Origin of the sequence: Anaerotardibacter muris, from assembly GCF_943192915.1 — a bacterium.
GTDB lineage: Bacteria > Actinomycetota > Coriobacteriia > Coriobacteriales > Eggerthellaceae > Anaerotardibacter > Anaerotardibacter muris.
Genome location: NZ_CALPCD010000002.1, coordinates 274,059 through 297,936, shown reverse-complemented (window position 1 = coordinate 297,936; position 23,878 = coordinate 274,059). Strand labels below are relative to the sequence as shown.

The window sequence follows — 23,878 nt, the reverse complement described above, 5'->3', positions numbered from 1 at the left end:
GCCCGATATCTTGGAAGCGCTCATCGAGGCACGCGACAAGGAGACCCATGAGCGCGCGAAGATCCAAAAATGAACCCGTCCCCACTTTAGTTAAGACGCTTGTTGAGTTCGGCGGCTGCTGCGGCTTTGTCGAAATTGCCGCCAGTGCGCTGCGTGAGCGCGCCCATCACCTTGCCCATTTCTTTCTTCGTGGTGGCACCAGTTTCAGCCAGAACCTCGTCAATCATGGCCTTCAATTCGTCGCCTTCCACCTGCTTGGGTAGATAGCCTTCCAGGATCTTCACCTGCTCGGTAAGCGTGTCGGTGCGTTCTTGGTTATTGCCAGCTTTGATCGAACCATCGAGCGTCTCTTTGGTCTGCTTGATCACGCGCTTGAGCATAGCGTCCACATCAGATTCTTGGATGTCGCGGCGCTCGTTCACTTCGATGGACTTCAGTTCAGTGTGTACCTGACGCAGAATGTCACGACGGTGATTATCGTGAGCTTTCATAGCGGCTTTGATCTGGTCTTGCAGGGTTTGGTAGTCCATGGTCGGTCCCTTCGATGGGTTTTTAGTTCGGATTTTGTCGGGTGATCTTCGCTGGGCGCTCTCTTGTGGAATCAACTAAGGATGCTCAGCCAGAGCCTTGGTTGGTGATAGCTTGTTTCAAAATAAAAGCGACGCGCCCTGGGGCACGCCGCTTTGCTTGGTTGGTTGTTCGCTACCTTTGGGTCAGTGCCGTGCGTAGTCGATTAATCAACGCTCATAGTAAGCATGAGCAGCGCGTCATTCTTCTTCGCATCGAGTGCGATCTCGCGCGTGATCTCGGTGCCCTTTTCCAGCTTGAAGCTGCCATCGGAGCTTGCAACATCGTCGGTAAGGACCTTGCCTACCAAGAAGTCAACGAGCAGAGCGTCTTCTTCAGAGAGGCCGTCCTTGTTGGTTGCTGGAGCTGGAGCAGCAGCCTGAGCAGGAGCGGCTGCAGGTGCCGGAGTAGCAGCAGGTGCTGCAGCTGGGGCAGGAGCAGCGGCGGGAGCAGCTTCGCCGCCATCGGACTGACGCATATCTTCAGCAGACTGGCTACCGTCGTTCACGAAGACGAAGTCAGGAGCGAAGAACAAGAAAGTGTCAGACTGGAAATCGGAGCCGTTGTCGAGCGAGATGGACTTCACTGCGCCGAAGACGGGATCGAAATCGAAACCAGTCACCGCACCAAGCTTGTTGCCTGTGCGGGAGTAAACCTCAACGCCCACGAGCTTGTTGGTATCTGCGACAAGCTCCTTTGCCACGGGAGAATTAGCGTCCACGAAGGATGCGTAGGACTGCACCGTGATGAAGGTATCGCCCGTTGCGATCGCGTTCTCGAAGGGGAGTGCGATGGTGTTGTTGGTGGAAGCGTTCAGCACCAGGTAGTGGCTGACTGCCTGCGTATCGTAGTCGATGCGAAGGCCGCTCATCTTGCCAAGGACCTTATGTTCGTCAAGGCCGACAATGCTGCGAGAGAGGATCGATTCGTTGGTCTCCATACTGAGCCTTTCTTGAAGAGGGTTTTCGAGCGAACATCGCAAAGAGCTCGCCATTGATCTTCTAGTAGACCTTATTGTATATGAAACTGGCTCGGTTCGGTGAAAAAGGTGCCCACAAATCCGTGGGTACCGAGCGCTCGCTGCTATTTGTTCGGAGCAACGCTTCCTTCGGCGAGGGCGACGGGGGTGTTTTCATTCACCTGGTAGATGTCGCTTGAGAGCAGATCGCGGGACATGCGCACGCCATCTTTGTAATAGATGCGGAAGGATTCCGAAACATAGAACTGCTGGGTGGAACCATCGGCGGCGGTGCCTTCATAACGGTCGACCACCTGGGATGTTGCATCGATGGTGATGCCGTCGGTGCGTGGTTTGCCAAGCAGGCTGACCGTGACCTTCTGACCTACCGCTTTTGCGTAGACGGTGATGGGGAAGTCGGTGTTGTTCTTGAGCTGCAGGTCGCGCTGACCATAGACGATGGTGGCATCAAGACCGATGGGAGCGTAGTCGGAAGGTACCGAATGGGGGTGGCGTTCAACGATCTCAAGATCGGCCTTCACAGCAGCAATATAGAGCGCAGTGGAGACCTGGCAGATGCCGCCGCCATCGCCCACATTAGTGCCGCTGCTGTAGAGCACGGGTGCCTGACGATAACCGCGCTCGGGTGAGGTTTCGCCTACCACCTGGTTGAATGAGAAGGTTGCGCCAGGTTCGATCACGTAGCCATTGATGGCTTCTGCAGCAAGACGCAGATTTTCAGCACGGTCGGCATTTTCGCTCTGAGAGATAGCTTCGTAGGTGCCGATGGTCTCTTGATAGTAGGTGGGTTCGATGATATTGCCATCGGTCTGAACGGTATCAGCCTCAACGGGAGCTGGGTTCGCAAGCCAGTTTGCGCCACCAAAGCCAATGCAGCAAGCGATGAGCAGCGAACAAGCCATGACCAAGATGGAAGCGCTCTGATTGTTGTGCTGTTTCTTGGGTGATTTTTTTGCGGCCTGAGGTGCTGGTCGCTGGCCTTGGACCTGCTTGGGCACAGCGGTCTTTTGGGTCTTGACGACCTTCTGAGCCTGAGGCTTTTGACCTTGCGCCTTTTGACCCTGCGAATTCTTGGGCTTTTGGCCCTTTTGCGGTGGACGTTTGCGATGCGCTGCCATGCTAGCCCATCCTCTCGACCGCATCGAGCTTTATGCGCTCAAAGCGTGTGAGCACGCTGGATTGACGAAGCTTCGCGGCAAGCGCCTTGGCCTTTGCGGTCTCGCCAGCTTTGACATAGCAGGAAAGCTCATCGAATTGAGCAGTACGGGCATCGCCAGCAGAAGGTGCTGAAGCTGCCGCTTTGTTGAAGATGACCGCTGCGACCGCATAGGAGCCTTGGTCACGCAGCGTGGCTGCCTTGTTGCAGAATTCGGTGAAGGGATCGAGTGGCTCTTTCTTGGGTTCGGGCTCTGGAGCGGGAGCGGGCACGGCAACAGGGGTTGGAGCTGGGGTTGACGGAGCTGCTGCAGGAGCAGGTGAAGCAGGAACAGCAGCTGGTTCAGGTTGAGCTGGGGCAGCAGGTTCCGCGGGCTTTTCGGGAATCTGGAGCGAAGCGGGCAGATGAGAACCTTCGTATTCGAGCGGTTTTGCTTCGGCGGCGCGGACCTCTTCGTCGGAAGCGCCTTCTGCGATCTTGCGACCGATGTTCAGGTCGCGTTCCACCAGAGCCTCGATCTCGTTGAGCAAAGACTTGCGAGCTGCAGGCTCTTCCGTTTGTTCAGACTTGCCAGTGAGCAGGTCAGCAGAAGCAGCGGCCGTGAAATGAGGTGCAGGTTCCTTGACGGGCTCGGGCTCAGCGCCCTTAGCAGTGAGCGATGCCTGGATATCTTCGGAGATCTTGGGTTCGGCTTTTGGCTTCGGCTCAAGCTTGGGTTCGGGCTGAGATTCTTTTACCTCGGGCTTAGGAGCAGCCTCGACAGCCTTGGGCATGGACTTCTCTTCTGCAGCTTCAGCCTTCTTTGCGGGAGCCTGAACAGGCTTTTCTGCCTTGGCTTCAGGTTTCGCTTCTGGCTTCGTGTCAGGTTTGGCCTCGACCTTCTTGGGTTCTGCCACAGCCTGAGCAGGAGTAGCTTTCTTAGCTTCGGCTTGTTTCGGCTTGGATTCTGGCTTGGCCTCTGCTTTAGCCTTGGGCTTCGCTTCAACAGCAGGCGCAGGTGCGGTAGCAGTAGCGGCTTTAGCAGGTTCGGAATCTGGCTGAAGGTCTTCGTCGGTCCATTCCATCGCAGCGCGTGGAATCTCGAAAGCCTTCTTGTCAGCTGCTTTTTGTGCAGAGACTGCCGCACGAGTGAATCCGACGTAGAGACATATCGGAACAACGATGCAAGCTACCGTGAAGAAGGGAACGATCCAGTCGCCCGGGAATGCGTTGATGAGGATGAAGAAGAGGATGGCCAAAACTGCCAGCGATATGAAGGCGGCATTGACAGCGCGACGCTGAGGGCCAGGTGCGCTCAGGCGCGATCCGGCGATCAAACCAATCACTATGACCAACACGATCAGGACAACGCTGATCCACATGCTCTGCATACGTTCCTCTGATTAGGGCTTTTAGGCTCTTTCTTCGTGGAGGAGACCCTCCGTTCTCATGCGGCTCTTTCCGAAAAAGGGCAGGGTCGCACAATTTGTAAAAGTATAGCATCTTTCTCGGTGATTAACTGCTGGTATATTGTTAAAACGTACTAAATAACAGGGGACAACAAGGAGGCAGTTTGAGGCTGGACATCGACAACCTTCCGCGCACGATCGATCTGGTGCGCGCGACACCTGATATGGCACCGATCCCAGAGGGAGATCTGGTGCTGCGGATCATCGACCAGACCCTGCTTCCTTACGAAGAGAAATACCTGTTCATCACTGATTGGCGCGATGCGATCGAGGCGATCAAGGTCCTGCGAGTGCGCGGTGCTCCGGCCATTGGGGTGGCTGGCGCGGCAGCAGTTGCGCTCGCAGCGGTTGAAGCACGCTCGAAGACCTTGAGTGGCGAGCTCGATGCGAACAGCGCGGCGGACATCGAGAACTTCCGCACGTTCATGGATGAAGCCGCCGAGCAGATCGCAACAGCCAGGCCTACAGCAGTGAACCTGCAACACATGGTCGATGTGGCTATGCAGCTCGTGGCCGAAGAACTTGCTACTGGTGATGGGCTTGATGTTGTGGTCGACCGTCTTTATGAACTGACCAAGCAGCTCATCGTGGAAGACGAGAATTCCAATCGAGCCATGGGCGAATTCGGCGCTGCGTTGCTGAAGCCTGGTTCGCGCGTGTTGACGCATTGCAATGCGGGTAGTTTGGCCACCGCATTCTATGGAACGGCGTTGGGTGTCATCTACGCGGCGGCTGAAGCGGGCAAGATCGAGATGGTCTATGCAGACGAGACGCGGCCGCTGTGCCAGGGGGCACGTTTGACAGCATTCGAGCTGGCGAAAGCGAGCATCCCTGTTACGCTGATCTGCGATGATATGGCTGCCAGCGTGATGGCTCAGGGCTTGGTCGATGCGGTGTGCGTGGGCGCTGATCGCATCGCGGCCAATGGCGATACCGCCAATAAGATCGGCACGTTGGGCGTGGCGATCCTGGCTTCGCATTTTGGCATTCCGTTCTATGTGGTAGCGCCCACTACCACGGTCGATTTGAACGCTAAGGATGCGCGCGATATTCCTATCGAAGAGCGTGCAGCGGCCGAGGTGCAAGATCCACCCGTTGAAGGAGTGGCGGTCTATAATCCCGCCTTCGATGTAACTCCTGCGGAATTGATCACGGCTATCATCACCGAGCGCGGCATTGCTGAACCAGCTGAGATAGCCGCGCTGGTGTAGGGTTCGAGCCCAAGCTTTTAGGGCGCCGCGAACACGAGATAAGGCTGCATAACTTACCCGCTGGCGCTGTTTCGCTCTTCGGGCTCATGCGCTGCACTGCCTCATGCGTTTTATACATGAAGGCAACCCAAATGGGTTGCCTTCTGGTTTGGAAGTTGGTGTTCAGAGTAAGTTCTGCACCCTTACCTTACATTCGCGGCGCGTGCACGGTTGTCGCGCTCTAGTCACCCCAGACTACGCAGCTGGGTTGGGGGCAGGAGATGCTCATGACCTGCTCCAACATGCCTGTATTCGCATCGCGCGTGAAGATCGAGATGCTGTTGCCGGTCTTGTTCCCAACCGCCAGCACTTCATCGTCGGGGCTCAGGGCGAAGTGGCGTGGCGTACCGCCTCCACAGGGGCAGCTCCAGCGTTGTTTCATATCGCATGCTTCGTCGATCTCAAACCACATGAGCTGGTCGATACCACGTGTAGATGTGTAGATGAAGCGGCCATCATTGGTGAATTGCACGTGAGCAGCGCGTGGTGCTTCCTTCATCTCAAGTGCGCCCGGCGCATCTTGGAGCAAGTTCCAATTGGAAACAGGCGTCCAGTGCAAACCGTCTTCACTGATCTTCCAAATGATCAGCTCGCAACCGATCTCGCAGATGAGCGCAGCATAGCGACCCGATGGATGATAAGCGATGATACGAGGACCTGAGAATAGCGGCGCCTCTACGACAGCTACAGGTTTGATACCAGGGAAGTTTGCTTCCCATCCCATTTCGCGACGGTTGTCGTTGCGTGAACTGATGACAGGGTCACCTTCAGCGCTCACGATCTGACCAGTTTCATCGGTCTGATAGATGGTGATAAGGTCAAGGCCCAGGTCAACGGCAGCAAGCAGGTTGGTACCTGGGATGAAGCTCAAGGTGTGCACGTGGGGTGAAGTTTGACGATCGAAATACGGGTCGTCCTTCAAACGCGGAGCGCAGTGGCCTTCGTGCTGGATGATGGTGACCGGCTCGCGCAGTGCGCCTTGCGCGTCGATCTTGCATGAGCTGATCGAGCCGCTATTATAGTCCGCCCCGTAAGCGTGGGTAGTACCTTCGTTAGTGAGCACATAGCAGGTGCCAGCAGCGCCTGAGAAGGAGACCTGATCTTGCAGTTCAGGGACACCTTGAGCATTCATGACGTAGTGAGCCAGACCGCCATGATCAGGTGCTTCGCTTGCAGCATAGACTGCTTGACCTGCGAACTCGATGAACGAGGGACTTTCAACGCCCGCTGAAGTGGCGACCAGCTGAGAGCTCTTGTTCTCCACATCTACGTCGAACACATGGATGCCGGCATCGGTGGCACCGTTGTTGTAGCCGCTTACGTAAAGACGGCGCGTCTTCGGCGTTGCCATTAGCCATCACCGCGTTCGAAGGAGGGGTAGAGCGTCATGCCGCCATCGATGATCAAGCTTTGGCCAGTCATGTAATTGGACTGGTCGGAAGCGAGCCACGCTGCAGCTTCGGAAATGTCGTTGACCTTGCCGATGCGATCGGCCGGGATCATGCTCTGAGTTTGCTCGCGCGCAGCAGGGTCGGCGAACTTTTCTGCATTGATGGGCGTTTCGATAGCTCCAGGAGCGATGCAGTTAGCGCGAATGTTGCGGCTTGCGTATTCGAGCGCGATGGTCTGCGTGAAGAGCTTCACGCCGCCCTTGGATGCAGTATAGGCGGCGAAGGTTGGCCAGGGGATCTTCTCGTGTACGGACGACATGTTGATGATGTTGCCTGGCTTGCCCTTCTTGATGAAATGCTTGAGCGCTTCGCGGGAACCAAGGAACACGCCAGTCAGGTTCACTTGGATGGTCTTGTCCCAAACTTCAAGGGGTAGCTCATGGGTCTCGTAACGCGATTCTATGCCTGCGTTATTTACCCAAACATCCAGGTCGCCGAAGTTGTCGATGGCTGCCTGATAGAGTTTCGCGGCACCTTCTTCGGTAGAGCAGTCTGCTTGCACGGCAACGGCTTGTGGCTTATCGGAGTTGGCGTTGAATTCTGCTGCTAGGTCGCATGCGCCAAGTTTGGAACGGTCGCTGTGATAGTTCACCACTACCTTCATGCCCTCTTCTAGAAAACGGCGAGCGATACCTTCGCCGAGGCCGCTTCCTGCGCCAGTGACAACAGCGATCTTGTTATTCAGGTCGGGATACATTCGTGCCTCCTTTGCATGACAGATATTACGATGCTTAATGAACGATGTGTCGCTTACCATTTTCTCGCGTGGGAGCATGCTTGCAGCGTTCACCGCGTATCTGTTGCGCGTTTGTTGAAAAGGGGACAGGTCCCAAACTGTCCTGGACAGAAAAGGGACAGGCCAGAGATCCCGTTTGATACTTTCGACCTGTCCCCTTTGATAATTAGACGAGGGGGCGGATGCGGTAGTTCACGCCAAGGTCTTCGCAAATGCGCGCGCATTCAGCTTCCTGCTCTGGCGTGATGGTGCTCCCTACTGTTGTTAGTGTGATGTTGGGCACGTAGGCTTTCGCCCGTCGTGCGAAATCGAGCACTGCATCAAAGGCTTGCTCGCCGTAACGGCTACGCGTGAGAGCAAGATAGTCCGCCGCATCGGGCGTGTTCAGGCTGATAGAAAGCGCATCGATCAGCCCTTCCAGTTCGGGCGCGATATCTCGCCCGCAGATGAGGGAGCCCTGGCCGTTGGTGTTGATGCGCACGGGAAGATCCGTGTTCTCCTTCAGCCAGTGCGCGACCTCTTTCAACACGTCGAAGGCTTCAGTAGGTTCGCCATATCCGCAGAACACCACTTCAGAATAGGGCGAAAGATCCGTAGCCTTCAGCGCTTCGATCACTTCATCGGCAGTGGGTTCGTGCTCGAGCCAGAGCGTGTCCGAGCCATGCGCACCATCGCTTTCGTTGCGGATGCAGAACGTGCAGCTGCATGAGCAGCGATTGGTCAGGTTCACATACAGTCCATCGTGAACGTCATAGAGTATGTTCATCGCCTTCGCCATGCACGCCTCGGTTCTGTTGCGGGTCGAATACTCATCTAGCCTATCACGTCATGTAAGAAAACGGACGCTTTAGTAGCCTGTCCTAAAACGTCCGTTCTGAACGTATGCGCCTCGTCTTAGAGGTTGGTGGTGAAGAATTCCTGGATGGTGTCGAAGGGAATGATGTCCACCTGGTCATACAGGTCGGTGTGGCTGGCGCCCGGGATGATGAGCAGCTCCTTGTTATCGGGTGCGATACCAGCTTTCATCCGTTCGTAGGCTGTCTCGCCGAAGTAGCGGGAATGTGCCTTTTCACCATGGACGATCAACACAGGACGTTCGATCTCGCCAATATAGGTGAGCAGCGGTAACGTGCCCAAAGTCCATTGGCCTATCACGGCCCAGCCATCGTTGGAGTTGAGCGAGCGCGCATGATAACCGCGCGGCGTCTTGTAATAGGTGTGGTAGTCCTTCACGAAGTAGGGTGCATCGTCGGGCAGCGGATCCACCACACCGCCGCCGCGTACATTGTTGCCAGATTGGTAGTCAGCCGTGCGCTGAGCGGCCATCGCAGCACGCGCCTGGTTGCGAGCCTGCGGGTTGTCGTCTGCATCGAAGTAGCCATTGGCAGCCACGCGACTCATGTCGTACATGGTGCTGGCGACCGTTGCCTTGATGCGTGGGTCGTTTGCGGCAGCAGCCAAGGCCATGCCGCCCCAGCCGCAAATGCCTAGGATGCCGATGCGCTCAGGGTCAACGTCGTTGCGACAGCTGAGGTAGTCGACCGCGGCACTGAAATCTTCGATGCCGAATTCGCCAGCAGCCATATAGCGAACATCCCCGCCACTTTCGCCCGTGAACGAAGGGTCGAAGGCGAGGGTGAGAAATCCTCGTTCAGCCAGCGTTTGTGCATAGAGGCCGCTTGATTGCTCCTTCACCGCGCCGAATGGGCCCGAGATGGCGATGGCGGCGAAGGGGCCAGTCGCATCTTTAGGTTTGTAAAGATCAGCCGCCAGCTCGATGCCATAGCGGTTGTGGAAGGTGATCTTGCTGTGTTCGACTGCGTCGCTTTGTGGGAAAACCTTGTCCCAGATGGGAGTCAATTCTAGTTTCGGCATGGGTGTCGCCTTTCTGTTGGTTCAGGTTCTATTCATACTTTACGAGCGCTCGCGGTAGTTTACTAATGCCTATATTGGATATTATGAAATGCCTTAAAAGCATGAAGCTGGAACGCTTCGAGGTCGGTCATCAACTAGTACACTTTGGGTCCGTGGCTGAATTGTCTCGTTCGCTAGGTGGTCTTGTTCAGGCATTGGCGCCAAGCGATCAGGAAGAAGGCGCAAGCCAGCAGTACGAGAACCCCAGAGACCGAGAACAGCGCGCCGCCTTGGGAGATGAGCGCGCCCAGCACAGGAGTGAAGAGGGTCACGCCCAGGTTCGCGGCGGTCAAGTAAAGGCCGTTGGCGAAATCGGGTGCTTCGGGGGCGGCGGTGGCAACCAGGAATTGGTTCACGTTGTTCGCGATACCTGCCAATATGCCGATGATAACGAGTAGCACGCACCCTGCGATCGCAAGCGAAGCCGTTGCGAATAGCACGCCGAAGGCAGCCAGCAGGGCAAGGGGAATGAAGCGCGCGGTCTTTACAGGGGTATTCGCCAGCAGTTTTCCTGCCGCCAGGTTGCCTACGATGTTCGCGCCGCCGTAGGCTAGCAACATTGCGCTGACCGCAGCGGGCACCAACAAAAGTCCGGCTTCAAGGTAGTCTGCAAGGAATCCATAGAAGCCGAACATCGCGCCATTCAATACCACCACAGAGATGAGCGAGGCCCACAACAGCGGCTTCTTCAGGATGGCCAGTTGTTTGCCGTAAGAAAGCGGATCGCGCACAGGCATCGACGGTACCAAGAACAACGTAGCGATGAACACCACCAGCGTGACCAGTGCAAAGAACATCATCGATGCGAAGAGCGAAAAGACAGAAGCCAGCGCGCTCGAGACTGGTGCACCCAGCACCATACCAGCCGATACGCCCACGAACACGCGCGAGGATGCTTTCGCGGACGCTTCGGGCGTGCCCATTTGCGAGGCGATCGCCAGTGCCATCGAAGTGTAGAGCGGATGGAACGCGGCAGGCACCACGCGCAATGTGAGCATCGCTTCGAAGGAGGGTGCGAAGGCCGCCGCGCCGTTGCAGATCGTGAAGATCCCCAAGGTCAGCAGCATCACGGCCTTGCGATTCATCTTGGAAAAGAGCAGCGGCATGATGGGAGCCGCAATAGCCACCACCAGCGCGAAACCACTGACGAGCAGTGAAGCATCCGCGACTGAAACGCCATAGGTGCGCGCGACTTCGGGCACGATGCCTACCACGCCCATTTCCGTGTTCAGGATGCCGAAAACGCCTACGGCGAGGATCAGTACGAGTACGTTGCTGTTTGCGCTTGCTTTGACCATAGTGCTTTTGACCAGGGTGCCTTTCGTTCGAGGGTACGTTTCCATGATGCGGCGGTCCTGAGTGCCAATCAAATGCCTATAATGTAATTAGTAACATGCTTTGAAGGCATGATTTGTTCAGGCTGCGCAGCGGTCATCAAGGAGGGTGCGATGGAGATCCGTACACTGCGTTATTTGCAGGCGGTTGCACAAGAGGGCAACGTGTCGAATGCGGCGAAGTCGCTGCACATCACGCAGCCCACGCTTTCGCGTCAGCTTTCGGCGCTCGAGGATGAGCTTGGCTGTTCACTATTCACACGTACGCACAAGGGCATGGAGCTGAATGACCAGGGCATCATGCTGTTGCGCTATGCCGATTCGATCCTGGATTTGGTAGGCAAAGCGCAGGATGAGTTGATGCCAAAGGCTGCCAATGTTGCGGGAACCGTACACATAGCAGCAGGTGAAACGATGAATATGTCATGCGTAGCGGCTGCCATCGAGCTAACGCGCAAGCGTTTTCCCAAGGTAGATTTTCGTATTCACAGCGGCGCGACCATCGATCTGATGGATGGTTTTGCTCGCGGTGCGTACGATTTCCTGATCGAATGCGAGGTGAAGCCGCGCGTTGACATGAATATGCTGCAGCTGCCAGTGGAGGACAGGTGGGGTGCGCTCGTGCGACGCGATTCCAGGCTGGCGAAGCTGAAGCGCATCACGCCTAAGGATCTGCTCGAAGAACCGCTCATCATGCCACATCAGGCGTTCGAGAATGGCACGCTGGCGAAGTGGGCAGGCAAGCTGCTCGATCGCTATCAAGTGAGCGTGCAATTCAACTTGCCGTTGAATGCCGCACTGCTCGCACGCGAAGGAGCAGGAGCGTTGCTCACGTACGAAGGCTTGTTCGAGACCTCACAGGATAGTGAGCTCGTGTTCGTACCGCTTTCGCCCAAGCTGGTTTCCACGCAAGGAATCATCTGGCGCAAGATGGCGCTCTCGAAGCCCGCTGCTGCGTTTCTTGAGGCCTTGCAGGAAGTGATCGAGTAGCCGCATACGGAGAGGCGAGCTTCTCGTATAGAATTGGTATATGAAAAAGCTCCGTGAGCATATCAGTTTAATCTTGCAGATCTTCAAGCGCGATATGAAGCGCTTGGTGGTGAACCCGATCGCTTGTTTGATCGTGGCGGGGGCTTGCGTGCTTCCCGCGCTCTATGCGTGGTATACCATCGCAGCGTTTTGGGACCCCTATCACAACACCGAATCGATCCAAGTGGCCGTGGTCGACAACGACAAAGGCGCGCATTCTGAATTGGCTGGGGATGTGAACATAGGCCATGAAGTGGTCGAGGATCTATCAAAGAACCACCAGCTAGGATGGCAGATCGTTGACGAACAACAAGCGATGGATGGCGTGCATTCGGGTGAATATTATGCGGCCATCATCCTTCCGGAGGATTTCAGCTCTTCCTATCTAAGCGTGCTCGATGGACATTTCGAGCGCCCTAAGATTGATCTTTACGTGAACGATGAACAGACTGCTTCAGGTGTGAAGGTTGCCGAAGCGGGAGCAAGTGCGCTTGAGAAGAGCATCAACGAGCAGTTCGTCTCCTCGGTGAGCGAGAAGGTCATCGCGGTGTTCAAACGCTCTGGTGCCGAATTGATGAACGACACGGATGAAGCCAACGGCAGCTTGACCCAAGGCGTGAACGAAGCCAATGCGGCCATCGCTTCCACGGTGGATACGCTGCAGGGTCTGGACCCCACGCTCGATTCAGCCTCAGTTACCGCTGCCGAAGCCAAAGATGCCCTTTCCAATGTGAAGACAGAACTACCTGGCTTAGAAGCACGCTTACTGAGCGCAAAAGAGCAGGTGAAAGCTGTACAAGACTCGTTGAACGCCTATACGGCGAGCGTATCTGATGAAGTGACGAAGGCTTCGCTTGAGATGGGGCTTGCGGCGGCCAAGGCCAGTGCGTCTGCGGGGCAGATATCGGGCAAGCTCGAGGCCGTGGCGGGCAGTGTTGATGCGTCCATTTCAGAGTTGCAACGTGTGGTCGATCTGAATGCCGCGCTACTGAGCGACTTACGTGCGCAGGCTGCTGCTGGCACCCCAGGGCTTGAGAGTGCCATCACCACGCTCGAGCAAGAGAATGCAGAACTTTCCAGCACGTTGGTTTCGCTCAGGGATCTTTCGGAGTCACTCTCATCAGCGACTTCTTCGACCGAGGCATCCATCCAAGACATTGCAAACGCAGTGGAGGCTTCGAGCGCTGCTTTGCGAGAGGCCACTGCGAACATCCATGAGAACGTACTACCTAAGCTCAACGCCAGTCTTGATGATATGGCTGCTGCTATCGGGGTCATTCGTGGTGCGTTGATCTCGCTCGAGCCAGTGATCGATGAGAGCATCACGGTAACTGAAGGGCTCCACGAAACGCTCGCTCGCGCGAAGGACATCTGCGCATCGGCTCAAGGGTCGTTGCAGCAGATCAAAGACGGGCTCGATTCTGCGCTCACCGATCTGCGCGCCTTACAAGAATCGGCCACCTATCAGTTATTGGCGGCACACCTGAACGTTTCTGATGACAAGCTGGCGCAGTTCCTCGCTGAACCAGTCGAGATGCATACCAACGATATCTTCCCCGTAGCGAATTATGGCTCGGGCGTGGCACCATTCTTCACCAACCTAGCGCTTTGGGTAGCGGGCTTCATCCTGATGGCTATCGTGCGCATTCGCGTTGATCCTACTGGTCTGCCGAAGTTCAGCCGAGTGGATGCCTACTTCGGACGTTGGCTCACCTATGTGGTGCTCGGTGCCATCATGGGTGCTGTGGTCACTATTGGCGATCTGGTCATCGGCGTATCTTGCGTCAGTCCGCCCGCCTTCATCCTGGCCGGAGTGCTGACCGCCTTCGTCTACGTGAATTTGATGTATGCGCTGGCCTATTCCATGCGTCATCTAGGCAAAGCTATCGCGGTATTCTTGCTCATCTTGCAGATCCCTGGATCTTCGGGCATGTTCCCTGTGGAGATGTTGCCCGAGTTCTATCAGGTGCTGAACCCGCTGCTGCCTTTCACCTATTCGATCGATGCTATGCGCGAAGCTCTTGCAGGCTTCTATGGGCTGGACTACCTCTTCGACATGCTCATGTTGCTGCTGGTGTTCTTGCCTGTTGGGTTCATCATCGGCTTGGTTGCGGGCAAGTATGGCTACAACTTGAATATCCTGTTCGACCGTGAATTGGGCACCACAGATGTGTTCACTTCCGAGAAATCGGGCGACCTCAAACCAGCTTTCCGTCTGCGCACCATGGTGCGGGCATTGCTCGACACGAGCCAGTATCGAGAGTTCATCATCGATCGTGCGAAGCGCTTTGACCACAACTACAACAAGCTGGCGCGCATCGGTTGGTTCGCATTGTTCGCTATGCCCGTGCTGATGATCGTGTGCATCAGCCTTTTCCAGGGCGGCCCCGATGCGAAGCTCATCATGCTGGCATGGTTCTTCCTAGCATTGCTGGCGGTAGCTATCTATCTGATCTGCATCTCGTTCTTGAAGTCGAGCATCGAGTATCAGATGGCGCTTGCGCAGAAGAGCGACGAAGACATCAAGACCTCACTTTCGCAGGCCCGTGCAGAGTCGAAGCTGCCTCCTGCGCTCGGCGACGCGAGCGATGATCTGCGCGAAGGCGGTGATGCTTCGTGAAGAACGTGCTTGCGATCTTCAAGGCCGACCTGAAGAGCCTGATGACCAACATGATCGCTGCGGTGGTGGCGATGGGCCTGATCATCGTTCCGCCTATGTATGCGTGGTTAACAACGCTGGGATTTTGGGATCCGTATGCGAATACGGGCCACATTGCGGTGGTGGTAGCCAATGAGGACGAAGGCTACGAGTCTCAGCTGCTCTCGACCAAATTGGATGCTGGTGCGCAGATAGTTTCTGCATTGCACGAAAACGACCAGTTCGATTGGCAGTTCATGGACGAAGATGCTGCGATCGAATCGGTTCGTTCGGGCAAGAGCTATGCGGCATTCGTCATCCCGAAGGATTTCTCGAAGGATCTGATGACCGCGTTCTCTACTGATGCAGAGCGTCCTACGATCGAGTATTACACGAACCAGAAGATCAACGCCATCGCTACGCACGTGACCAGCGAAGGTGCTAGCCAGTTGGAAACACAGATCGATAATACGTTCACGGATACGGTGGCAAAGGTCGCACTCGAAGTGACCAAGGATCTTTCAGATTATCTTTCAGGTGAAGGCATTTCGGAATACGCCGAGCTGCTTTCTGCGCAGCTGGAAGGGATCATCGAGCAGGTTGATGTGTCGATCGCACAGGCGCAGTCGTTCTCAGGACTGATGGATGTGGCGCAAGATCTGATTGCAGCAAGCCAGAAGATATTGAGCGATACGGGCACCATAACAAGTGATGCTAACGCACTCTTGGACGATTCTCAGAACGGACTCGATGAAGCTACGGGCGCGCTCGACGGCATGACCAGTCAGATCAATGCTGCGCTCGCTCAGGCTTCAGCAAGTTATAACAGCGTGCAGGCAGCCGTGGATGCGGCGTTCGCTTCGTATGAAGGAATGCCTGCAGAAGCTGAGGCAGTGCTGGGTGATCTGTCGAATGATGTGTCGAGTGGCATCGATGCATATCGGTCACTACGGAGCGCGTTAGTTTCTGCTGCCGTATCGCAAAACGCGATCGATGAGCTCGATGCGGCTATCGCTGCACTCGAGCGGTTGAGCGAGTCATTGCGCAACGCGCAGGAAAGCGTAGGAAGCACCGCAGCTTCCATCGCGCAGGCGAAGCAGTCGGTGCAAGAGAGCCTAGACAATGCGAAAGCGAGCATCGGGCAGGTGAGCTCAACTTTGGAAGATGAGCTGGAGGGCCAGGCTACGGCATTGGCTTCCGATCTGGGTGAGATCCGCTCAGATGCTAAGCGACTTGGTGGTGCGCTCACTTCTGCTTCGGGGTCCATCTCTCAAGGCGCATCGGGGCTGATCAGCAGCATGGAGAATGCCGAAGGATCGATCGAGCATACGATCGCCACGCTTCAGAGCGCCCGCGCACAGCTTCAGGATACGCGTGATCGTTTGGATCAGGCGCTTGAATCGGATGATCTTACCCAGATAAGACACATGATCGGTGATGATCCTGATTCTATTGCCTCGTTCCTTTCAGCACCGACCGAACTGGTTGAGCATAAGGTGTTCGAGATGGCTACTAACGGTGACTCGATGAGCCCCTTCTATTCATCTTTATCGCTATGGATCGGTGCGATCTTCTTGGTTGCCTTGGCATCAGTGAATGTGTCGAAGAAGCGTACCCGTGACCTGAAGGACCCGAAACCCTGGCAGCTTTACCTGGGTCGTTATGGGGTCTTTGCGGTGATCGCATTGTTACAAGGGATCGTTCTGTGCATCGGCAATATCTTCTTGGTGGGTATTCAGTGCGAACACTTCTGGCTGTATCTGCTCACCTGTTGCGTTTGTGCGCTGGTGTTCTCGAACATCGTCTATACGCTTGCGATTTCATTCGGCAATATCGGCAAAGCCATTGCGATCATCTGCTTGGTGATGCAGTTGGCAGGAACGGGTGGCATCATGCCCGTTCAAATGTCTGCGCCCATCTTCCAGGATATCTATCCGTGGTTGCCGTTCTCGCATTCGATCGACTTATTCAGCGGCTGCATCGCTGGCTTCTATGGCGATCAATTCCTCTTCTCGATGCTGTGCTTGCTTGCGTGTTTGAGCATATCGCTTGCGTTCGGTCTGTTCTGCCGCAAGCCCCTTATTCGCTTCAATGCTTTCATCAATGCCAAGCTGGACGAAACCAAGTTCCTGTAAGCCGCTGCCGCAAGCAGCGAGAGCGAATGGCTGAGGCCTCGAATTCACCCGTTCCGCTGTTTGCCCTTTGGGCATGAAAAAAGCCAGGAGCCGTGAGGAACTCCTGGCTTTATATGGGAGATGATGAGGCGAGCGATCTTAAACTTCGATCAGTTCGTATTCTGCGGAACCGTAGCCCAGGCGTACGGCGTCGTCGATGATCTTCTCGCCGTGCTTCGAGTTGATGCGCTCGAGCAGCTTGTCGCGACCGGGGTCGTCGGAGTTGTGGACCGCATCGAGGCACGCCTTGTCGATGGCCACCGGATCGAGGGAGGCGAAGATGCCGATGTCGCCCATGCAGGGGTCCTCGGCAACGGCGCAGCAGTCGCAGTCGACGGACAGGTTCACGGCGATGTTCACGAAGGCGATGTTGCTGCCGAAATGATTCACGATGGTCTCGGCCGCTTCAGCCATAGCCTCGATGAAGTCGTCCTGTTCGGCGTGTACGTCCCAGAATTCACCCTGATTCAGGCTTGCGCCACCGGTGTGGATGTTCACCTTGCCCTGGTTCGATGCGCAACCAATGGAAAGCTGCTTCAGTGCGCCGCCAAAGCCGCCCATGGGGTGACCCTTGAAGTGGGAAAGTACCAGCATAGAAGCATAATTTGCCAGGTGACCACCTACGTGGTTGTTCTTCAGTACGCGGCCGTTCTCGATGGGGAAGATGATGTCAGAACTGGGGCCATCGGCATCCATGATGTCAACATCGAAGTACTTGGTCCAACCGTGTGCCGCCATCAGTTTCTCATGCTTTTCAGTGGTATCGCGTGCGCCATCATAGGCGGTGTTGCATTCGACCACGGTGCCATCGACCTCTTCGATCATCGGGCGCATGAATTCAGGATGTAGATAATTTTGGTTGCCCTCTTCGCCGGAATGGACCTTCACGGCCACTTTGCCCGGCAGTTTCACGCCCAGCTTCTCGTACAGCTTGACGACGTTTTCAGGGGAGATGTCTTTAGTGAAATAGACCACAGGTTTGCTCATGACGGGCTCCTTTCAGCCGTGGTTCGTATTGGAAGCATACCATGCTGGTGACACTCTGTCACTAAATCCGCGCCAACCTCGTCCTCCCGGACACTTTCACCCCCGGCCCCAAAGTGTCCGGGACAATTATGCCTCCGGCCAGAAAGGCCTGATTGTAGGGACTGAGTCCAAAATAGGGGAGCAGTCCTTAAGCAGACACTATCGTAACGTGCGCTACTCGGCTTGGGTCTCGCGGCGCATTTCTTCGATGTAGCCACCCGTGATGATGCCAGCAGGAAGCGCGATCAATGCGACGCCGACGAGCGAAGAAAGCATGGTAACTACGCGACCGATGGTGGTGATGGGATAGATATCCCCGTAGCCCACGGTAGTGAGCGAAACGCACGCCCAGTAAATCGCATCAAAGAAAGTGTCGAATGAATCAGGTTCGACATTGAAGATGATGAGTGCGCAGATGAGAATGTAGGCAACTGCCATCGCGCCGACCGAGAGTAGCAGACTCTTCTCGCGACGCAGCACGCTGGTGACCACGCGCCAGCTGCGTGATTCACGGATGAAGCGAATCGCTCGCAGGGCGCGCACCATGCGCAGTAGACGAAGCGCTTTGAATCCTTGGTTCATCGGCAGGAAGAATGGCAGGATTGAGAGCAGGTCGATGATAGCCATTGGTGTGAACGGATAGAGCAAGAAGCTTTTCCAGCCTTTGCGAAGCGCCAGGTCAGCAGTGCACCAACGCACAAGGTAGTCCGCGATGAAGAGCACGGTAACGATGGTGTCGGTGATGAAGAAGATCGTAAAATCTTGTTTGAAACAGAGCGGCAGTAAGCTGACGATGATCGCCACGATCATCAGGTAATCGTACGCACGCCCGAGCCGCGTCTGGCTCCCCGCTACATCGATCGTCGAGTAGATTCGTGCTCGTAAAGATTCTTTATTCGACATTAACTGTTCCTTGACCAGTGGTGTGAAATACAATCATTAGGGTAATGCAAAATGGTTCAAGGAGGGAAAATGATATTGCCAGACGCGTCTCCGGTTCGCAATTTTCTCTCTATAGACTTGATTAAAGAGCACGTCATTCAAGTAGCAAGAGAATACGAAGCAGCTAAGGTCTTTCTGTTCGGCTCTTGTGCTCGTGGTGACATGAATTCTGATTCTGATGTAGATATCCTGCTAGAAAAGGGTTCAATCAAAGGTATGCAGCTGCTTGATTTTCAGGGTGAGCTTGAGAGAAGGCTTGGCTGCAAGGTTGATGTTGTTACAACAGCTGGCGCTAGCGAGCGTTTCCTGAAGAGAATCAACAACGAAAAGATCCTTCTTTATTCAAACGAAAGCTAAACAAAATCTTTGCAACCGTTCACTCCAGACTGGGTCCCAAGGTGTCCGCTTTTGGTTGTCTATCGGCCTGAGCCTGGCGTTGTGTCGCTGGAAACAAACTACGGCAGAACCTGAGCGCGTTGTTCGAGAAGATCCATGAAGCGTTTTGCTGCGATGGGCAGGCGGGCGGTATCTTTCCATGCGAGTGCGATATCGCGTGTGATGGGTGGTTCAGTTGGGCGAGTAACCAGGTCGTAAGGACATCCTCGCATAATCAGATCCGCTAGGATGGTCACCCCGAGGCCCTGCTCCACCATAGCCATGATGGAGTAATCATCGTGAATAGTGTACTTTACCTGCGGTTCGCAGCCGCAAGCGGCAAACGCTTCAAGGGGTTCGTAATAGGCGCCCTCTTCTAGCAGGATGAACGGTTCTTTCGCCAATTCGCGAAGTGGGATAGCCTTGTGCTTGCAAAGACGATGTTCTTTCGGCAATACCGCAGACATGGATCCGCTTTTGAGAAGTTTAGTTTGAAGACCGCTCACGCCAGAAGGATTCACAAAACCAAAATCGATAAGTCCTGAGTTGATCCATTCTGGGATGAGCGTGTAATCCCCCTGATGAATGACGAACTTCACTCCAGGATGATCATGCTCGAATTCACGAATGAGGCTGGGAAGCCAGTGAGCCGAAATGCTCGCAATGGTTCCGATACGCACGACTCCGATCTCGAGTCCGTTGATCTGGGCTGCGCGTTCTTGGAAGGACCGCTGCGCATTCAATACTTGTTCCATGAAGGGCAGTAGTGTTTCACCCTCGAGGGTTAGGTGCGAACCAGTGCGCGATCGTTCGATCAGTTTGAAGCCGATCTCGTTTTCGAGCGAGGCGACCATCTGACTGAGTGCGGACTGTGTGTAACCGAGGTCTTCAGCCGCCCGTGCGAAGTTCTTGCGTTCAACGATCCTGAGCACGGCTTCGTATTTTCGTGTATCCATGGGTTCCTAACATAAGAAAAACTGAACATAACATCAAGAAAAGTCGTTTTACTAATATAGCGGTTTCTGAAAGAATTGCATCTGCAAGTGACCGAGAAAGGAATGTCGTGTCTATCCAGCAATACATGATCGATGCTTTTGCGCCTAATCCCTTTGAAGGAAATCAAGCTGCGGTATGCGTGACCGCACAGCCGCTTTCGGTGGAGCTCATGCAAGATATCGCTATAGAGAACAATTTTTCAGAAACTGCATTTATCGTTCCACTCGACCTTGATGGCAAAGAGGTGCGTCTCTCCTTGCGCTGGTTCACCCCTGGTGGCGAGATAGACCTGTGTGGCCATGCTACGCTTGCTTCGGGATTCGCAGTGAATCGTTTCGTTGCGCCTGATGCGGACACCATCGTGTTCGAAACATGTAGCGGTGACCTGATCGTAAAACCTACAGGCGATCTTATTTCAATGGACATGCCAGCTTATGCGCCAGTGCAAGTTGAAGTTACTGACGCGATGGAGCAGGCGTTCGGTATTCGTCCTGAAGAAGCCTGGCTCGCACGTGATCTTATCTGCGTCCTACCGAGCGAGGAAGCGGTGCTCGAGATGAAGCCCGACAAGAATGATCTTCTAGAACTTGATGGACTGCTGCAGGTGGTCACCGCGCGTGCAACTCAAGACGGGCGATTCGATTGCGTTTCGCGATGCTTCGCTCCTAAGCTCGATGTGTACGAAGACCCCGTGACGGGCTCGAGCCACTGTGCGCTTGCGCCGATATGGGCAACTAAGCTGGCCAAAGATACCATAACAGCCTTTCAGGCATCGAAGCGTTCGGGCATACTGACTTGTCGAGTTGAAGGAGACCGCGTGATCGTTTCTGGTCCAGCGACACTGTATGCGCAGGCAGAGCTCTTTGTTTAGCGAGTTCCACTTCGCTTAAGGTTTCTAACGATGGCACAGTCAAAAAAGGTCTTGCAGGGATTTCTTCCTGTAATTGCTTTCGGTTTCGTTGCATGTATCTTGTACGGACTGGGAGCGGGCCTGCGCAGCGACATTGGCATCTTGCTCAATCCGCTTGCAGAACACTGTTCGGCAAGCTATCAAGATGTGAGCTTTTGCATTGCGGTGATGAATCTTGTCTTCGGAGCGGCGCAACCTGTTTTTGGGATCATCGCTGCGCGCCGATCGAATCGTAGCGTACTTCTTATTGGTGTCGGGCTGCTCTTTGCCAGTATGGTTGGCATGTTATTGGCAGACTCCTTCTTCGCGCTCCTGTTTTCGCTTGGCATTCTTTTTGGGATCGGAGCGGGCGCTCTTGCTTTTGGTCTGATCTTAGCTTCGTCGATCCGTCGAGTGGGACCCGAAAGAGCGATGCTCATTTCGGGCGTGCTGAACGCTGCGGCAGGAATGGGTGGCTTCGTGCTCTCACCAACGATCCAAGCTTTGCTGGATGAAGGTGGGATCTCGCTCACGCTGTCGAGCCTGATCGCGCCGATCGTTTTGCTCATACCGATCGTGTTCGTGGTGACCGCGGCTGATCCCAAGAAGGCAAGAAAAGCGAGCGGCCCTTGTGAGGTCGAAAGGAAAGATAACCAAGTAGTTCACAATGGTTCGGCTCGAGAACTCTTTAGGCGAGCGTTCAGTGACAAGGTGTTCATCCTACTCATTGCAGGATTTTCAACTTGCGGATTTCATATGGTCACGATCGAGTCGCATCTGTTCTCTCAGTTTCTTAGCTACGGCATTGGTGCTGATGAAGCTTCATGGGCCTTTTCGCTCTATGGGGTCGCTACTGTGTTCGGCGCGCTGCTTTCGGGTTGGCTATCGGTAAAAGTACCTAAGGGTGGTTTGCTCGCGTTCTATTACGGGTTTCGTGCGGTATGGGTCTTGATCTTCATCTTCTTGATGCCCAAGACCTTATTGAGTGCGATACTCTTCAGCGCTGGTTTGGGCCTTACAGGAGACGCTACGGTTTCTCCTACTGCAGGCATTGTGAATGGCCGGTTCTCGCTCACAGAAGCTGCCACCCTTATCGGCGTGCTCTTCTTCTGTCATCAGATCGGTGCGTTCTTGAGCGCGTGGCTTGGTGGAATCCTGCTTGAAATGAGCGGTTCATATATTGCACTTTGGATGATCGATGTGGCGCTTTGCACCCTTGCAGGTTTGGCTAGTGCGCACATTCGAAAAGCCGAGCGTTAACCGCGCTCAATTGCTCACCTTAAAGGGCCGAGAGTAAGATCCAAAGCAAAAGAGCTTGACTTGCCGAAGAGAGCTTTGGGCTGGAGCAAACCGTATCAGTTTTCGGGTCGATGACAATCCGTTTACGACAGCGGGGATGCGCTTGAACCTGCAAACGCGCGAGCTATTCTTGGTATTGAGAGCAAACTCAGCACGTTTGGAGGAATCAACATGAAGATCGAATATTGGTCAGACTACGCTTGTCCTTATTGTTACATTGGCGAGACACGGCTGGAACATGCCATTGAGGAAATGGGTCTTGGTGACGAGATAGAGCTTTCGATGCGTGCTTTCGAGCTTGATCCGAATGCAGAGGCAAAGGTCGTCTCCGATACTGCAAGCCGCTTTGCACGCAAGTATGGTCTATCAGTTCCGCAAGCCGAAGAGCGTATCGAGGGCATTTCGGAATTGGGTCGTGCGGAAGGTCTCGACTTCCGTTATGCCGACACGCAGTATTCCAACACGTTCGATGCGCATCGCCTGACGAAGTTCGCGCACTCTAAGGGTAATACGGCGGTGGAGCCGTTGCTGTTCAAGGCTTATTTCACCGAAGGTCGTGTTTTGGCAGATCATGACGTGCTCGTTGATATTGCTGTTGAAGCAGGGCTGGATGCAGAGGAAGTTCGCGCCATGCTCGATAGCGATGCGTTTGCCGAAGAAGTTCGTGCTGACGAAAGCGAGGCCTATCGCATGGGCGTTACTGGTGTGCCCTTCTTCGTTATCAATGGCAAGCTCGCACTTCCTGGATGCTTCGAGGTCGATGGCTTCAAGCAAGCGATTACCCAGGCTATCAACGATGAATTCTCGACCACGGCACAAGGTGCTGCATGTGGCCCAGAGGGATGTGCGGTGAACTGATGAGCGTTTCAGTCTATCCGCTACTTGCAAGCGGCGTGTTCGGGACCTTCGGCTATTTCGTGGTCGACGACGAATCGCAGCATGCGCTCTTGATCGACCCGGGCGCGCAGCCTCAGCTCTTCGAGCAGGCCGCAGCTGAAAAGGGTTGGACTGTGGAGAAAATCCTGCTCACGCATGGACATTTCGATCATTTTGGCGCTGCTGATGCGCTACGTCAGGCATGGGGAGCAGAGGTGTATGCTTCGCGCATTTCGCCGCGTTATTTGGAAGACCCGCGTCTGAATCTATCGGCTGAGCATGGTATGCGGTTGACGCTGCAGGGTACGAAGTCGCTTGAAGAAGGCGACCAGATCGCGATCGATGTGGCTCCTGGCGTAACGCTTTCGGTACTGCACGTTCCTGGTCATACTGAAGATTCGCTGGTCTATGTGCTCGATGGCGCGGGTGTGGCTTTCGTGGGTGATGTGGTCTATGAGGGCGGTCCTGGCTTGACGGTGTTTCCGACGGGTAATGGCCCTGAACTGGCCCAAAGCATTCGCGATAAGGTGTTGGTCCTTCCCGAAGAGACCGCGTTGCTCTCGGGGCATTCGCAAGCCATCACCGTAGCTGACCTGAAGCACGTTATGGGCGTTCGCTGACGTTTCGTCTGCCAATCAATCGCAAGGCTGGGCACTGAGGGGTGATCCTTGGTGCCCAATTTTTATGTCCAGACAAAAGAGGATGGTTTCGCCTGGGCCATCATCTTCATTTCTCCATATATGGTTGACGGCGTGTACTTACGTATGTATAGTTCATCTCGAAATATCAACGTATGAGC

Annotated in this window: 21 protein-coding genes; 9 read left to right on the top strand and 12 right to left on the bottom strand. The window is 54.9% G+C overall.

Annotated features, from left to right (window positions below):
* Positions 1–86: 86 nt before the first annotated feature.
* From NFR25_RS03155 to NFR25_RS03140, 4 genes are all read right to left on the bottom strand, one after another.
* Positions 87–530, bottom strand: coding sequence for a GatB/YqeY domain-containing protein (locus NFR25_RS03155; RefSeq protein ID WP_251197798.1), 444 nt, complete (start codon positions 528–530; stop codon positions 87–89).
* Between the two features lie 203 nt (positions 531–733).
* Complete coding sequence (locus tag NFR25_RS03150) at positions 734–1,507, bottom strand: hypothetical protein (RefSeq protein ID WP_251197797.1); 774 nt, start codon at positions 1,505–1,507, stop codon at positions 734–736.
* 143 nt (positions 1,508–1,650) lie between these two features.
* On the bottom strand, positions 1,651–2,664 hold the full coding sequence (locus NFR25_RS03145) for a VanW family protein (RefSeq protein WP_251197796.1): 1,014 nt from the start codon (positions 2,662–2,664) through the stop codon (positions 1,651–1,653).
* A 1-nt stretch (position 2,665) separates the two neighbouring features.
* Positions 2,666–4,063, bottom strand: a complete 1,398-nt coding sequence (locus tag NFR25_RS03140; protein ID WP_251197795.1) for a hypothetical protein — start codon at positions 4,061–4,063, stop codon at positions 2,666–2,668.
* 191 nt (positions 4,064–4,254) lie between these two features.
* Between NFR25_RS03140 and mtnA the strand changes: the two genes are divergently transcribed.
* Positions 4,255–5,361, top strand: a complete 1,107-nt coding sequence (gene mtnA / locus NFR25_RS03135) for an S-methyl-5-thioribose-1-phosphate isomerase (protein ID WP_251197794.1) — start codon at positions 4,255–4,257, stop codon at positions 5,359–5,361.
* 220 nt (positions 5,362–5,581) lie between these two features.
* On the opposite strand, the gene NFR25_RS03130 is transcribed toward mtnA, so the two are convergent.
* The 5 genes from NFR25_RS03130 to NFR25_RS03110 form a co-directional block, all read right to left on the bottom strand.
* Positions 5,582–6,751 carry a lactonase family protein gene (locus NFR25_RS03130; protein WP_251197793.1) on the bottom strand — a complete coding sequence of 390 codons (1,170 nt, stop codon included), beginning with the start codon at positions 6,749–6,751 and terminating at the stop codon, positions 5,582–5,584.
* Positions 6,751–7,548 carry a glucose 1-dehydrogenase gene (locus tag NFR25_RS03125; protein WP_251197792.1) on the bottom strand — a complete coding sequence of 266 codons (798 nt, stop codon included), beginning with the start codon at positions 7,546–7,548 and terminating at the stop codon, positions 6,751–6,753. The genes NFR25_RS03130 and NFR25_RS03125 overlap by 1 nt, the downstream gene beginning before the upstream one ends.
* Positions 7,549–7,753: 205 nt before the next feature.
* Entirely contained in the window at positions 7,754–8,353 is a 600-nt protein-coding gene (locus NFR25_RS03120; RefSeq protein ID WP_251197791.1) for a TatD family nuclease-associated radical SAM protein, read from the bottom strand.
* A gap of 128 nt (positions 8,354–8,481) precedes the next feature.
* A complete protein-coding gene (locus NFR25_RS03115) occupies positions 8,482–9,462 on the bottom strand; it encodes an alpha/beta hydrolase (protein WP_251197790.1) in 981 nt (326 codons plus the stop codon).
* Between the two features lie 173 nt (positions 9,463–9,635).
* On the bottom strand, positions 9,636–10,799 hold the full coding sequence (locus NFR25_RS03110) for an MFS transporter (protein WP_251197789.1): 1,164 nt from the start codon (positions 10,797–10,799) through the stop codon (positions 9,636–9,638).
* 150 nt (positions 10,800–10,949) lie between these two features.
* On the opposite strand from NFR25_RS03110, the gene NFR25_RS03100 reads away from it, so the two are divergent.
* Genes NFR25_RS03100 through NFR25_RS03090 form a run of 3 tightly spaced genes read left to right on the top strand, consistent with a single transcriptional unit; the run spans position 10,950 to position 16,637 of the window.
* Positions 10,950–11,825 (top strand): LysR family transcriptional regulator, encoded by an 876-nt coding sequence (locus tag NFR25_RS03100; RefSeq protein ID WP_275556932.1) that lies wholly within the window; start codon positions 10,950–10,952, stop codon positions 11,823–11,825.
* A gap of 40 nt (positions 11,826–11,865) precedes the next feature.
* A complete protein-coding gene (locus NFR25_RS03095) occupies positions 11,866–14,484 on the top strand; it encodes a YhgE/Pip domain-containing protein (protein ID WP_251197788.1) in 2,619 nt (872 codons plus the stop codon).
* Positions 14,481–16,637, top strand: a complete 2,157-nt coding sequence (locus tag NFR25_RS03090; RefSeq protein WP_251197787.1) for a YhgE/Pip domain-containing protein — start codon at positions 14,481–14,483, stop codon at positions 16,635–16,637. Before NFR25_RS03095 ends, NFR25_RS03090 begins: the two co-directional genes overlap by 4 nt.
* A 138-nt stretch (positions 16,638–16,775) precedes the next feature.
* Here NFR25_RS03090 and NFR25_RS03085 read toward each other — a convergent pair whose 3' ends face one another.
* Both NFR25_RS03085 and NFR25_RS03080 read right to left on the bottom strand, forming a co-directional pair.
* Positions 16,776–17,663 (bottom strand): DUF362 domain-containing protein, encoded by an 888-nt coding sequence (locus NFR25_RS03085; RefSeq protein WP_251197786.1) that lies wholly within the window; start codon positions 17,661–17,663, stop codon positions 16,776–16,778.
* A 213-nt stretch (positions 17,664–17,876) separates the two neighbouring features.
* Positions 17,877–18,605, bottom strand: a complete 729-nt coding sequence (locus NFR25_RS03080; RefSeq protein WP_251197785.1) for an ion transporter — start codon at positions 18,603–18,605, stop codon at positions 17,877–17,879.
* 69 nt (positions 18,606–18,674) lie between these two features.
* Between NFR25_RS03080 and NFR25_RS03075 the strand changes: the two genes are divergently transcribed.
* The gene (locus tag NFR25_RS03075) at positions 18,675–19,001 is read left to right on the top strand and encodes a nucleotidyltransferase family protein (RefSeq protein ID WP_251197784.1); all 327 of its coding nucleotides are present in this window, start codon (positions 18,675–18,677) and stop codon (positions 18,999–19,001) included.
* Positions 19,002–19,099: 98 nt separating this feature from the next.
* On the opposite strand, the gene NFR25_RS03070 is transcribed toward NFR25_RS03075, so the two are convergent.
* Positions 19,100–19,975 (bottom strand): LysR family transcriptional regulator, encoded by an 876-nt coding sequence (locus tag NFR25_RS03070; RefSeq protein ID WP_251197783.1) that lies wholly within the window; start codon positions 19,973–19,975, stop codon positions 19,100–19,102.
* Positions 19,976–20,082: 107 nt separating this feature from the next.
* On the opposite strand from NFR25_RS03070, the gene NFR25_RS03065 reads away from it, so the two are divergent.
* The 4 genes from NFR25_RS03065 (at position 20,083) to NFR25_RS03050 (ending at position 23,699) form a co-directional block, all read left to right on the top strand.
* Positions 20,083–20,886 (top strand): PhzF family phenazine biosynthesis protein, encoded by an 804-nt coding sequence (locus NFR25_RS03065; protein ID WP_251197782.1) that lies wholly within the window; start codon positions 20,083–20,085, stop codon positions 20,884–20,886.
* A gap of 30 nt (positions 20,887–20,916) precedes the next feature.
* Positions 20,917–22,164, top strand: coding sequence for an MFS transporter (locus tag NFR25_RS03060; RefSeq protein WP_251197781.1), 1,248 nt, complete (start codon positions 20,917–20,919; stop codon positions 22,162–22,164).
* A 210-nt stretch (positions 22,165–22,374) separates the two neighbouring features.
* On the top strand, positions 22,375–23,061 hold the full coding sequence (locus NFR25_RS03055; RefSeq protein ID WP_251197780.1) for a DsbA family oxidoreductase: 687 nt from the start codon (positions 22,375–22,377) through the stop codon (positions 23,059–23,061).
* Positions 23,031–23,699: an MBL fold metallo-hydrolase gene (locus NFR25_RS03050; RefSeq protein ID WP_251197779.1), complete on the top strand. Its 669-nt coding sequence runs from the start codon at positions 23,031–23,033 to the stop codon at positions 23,697–23,699. Before NFR25_RS03055 ends, NFR25_RS03050 begins: the two co-directional genes overlap by 31 nt.
* Positions 23,700–23,878 lie beyond the last annotated feature (179 nt).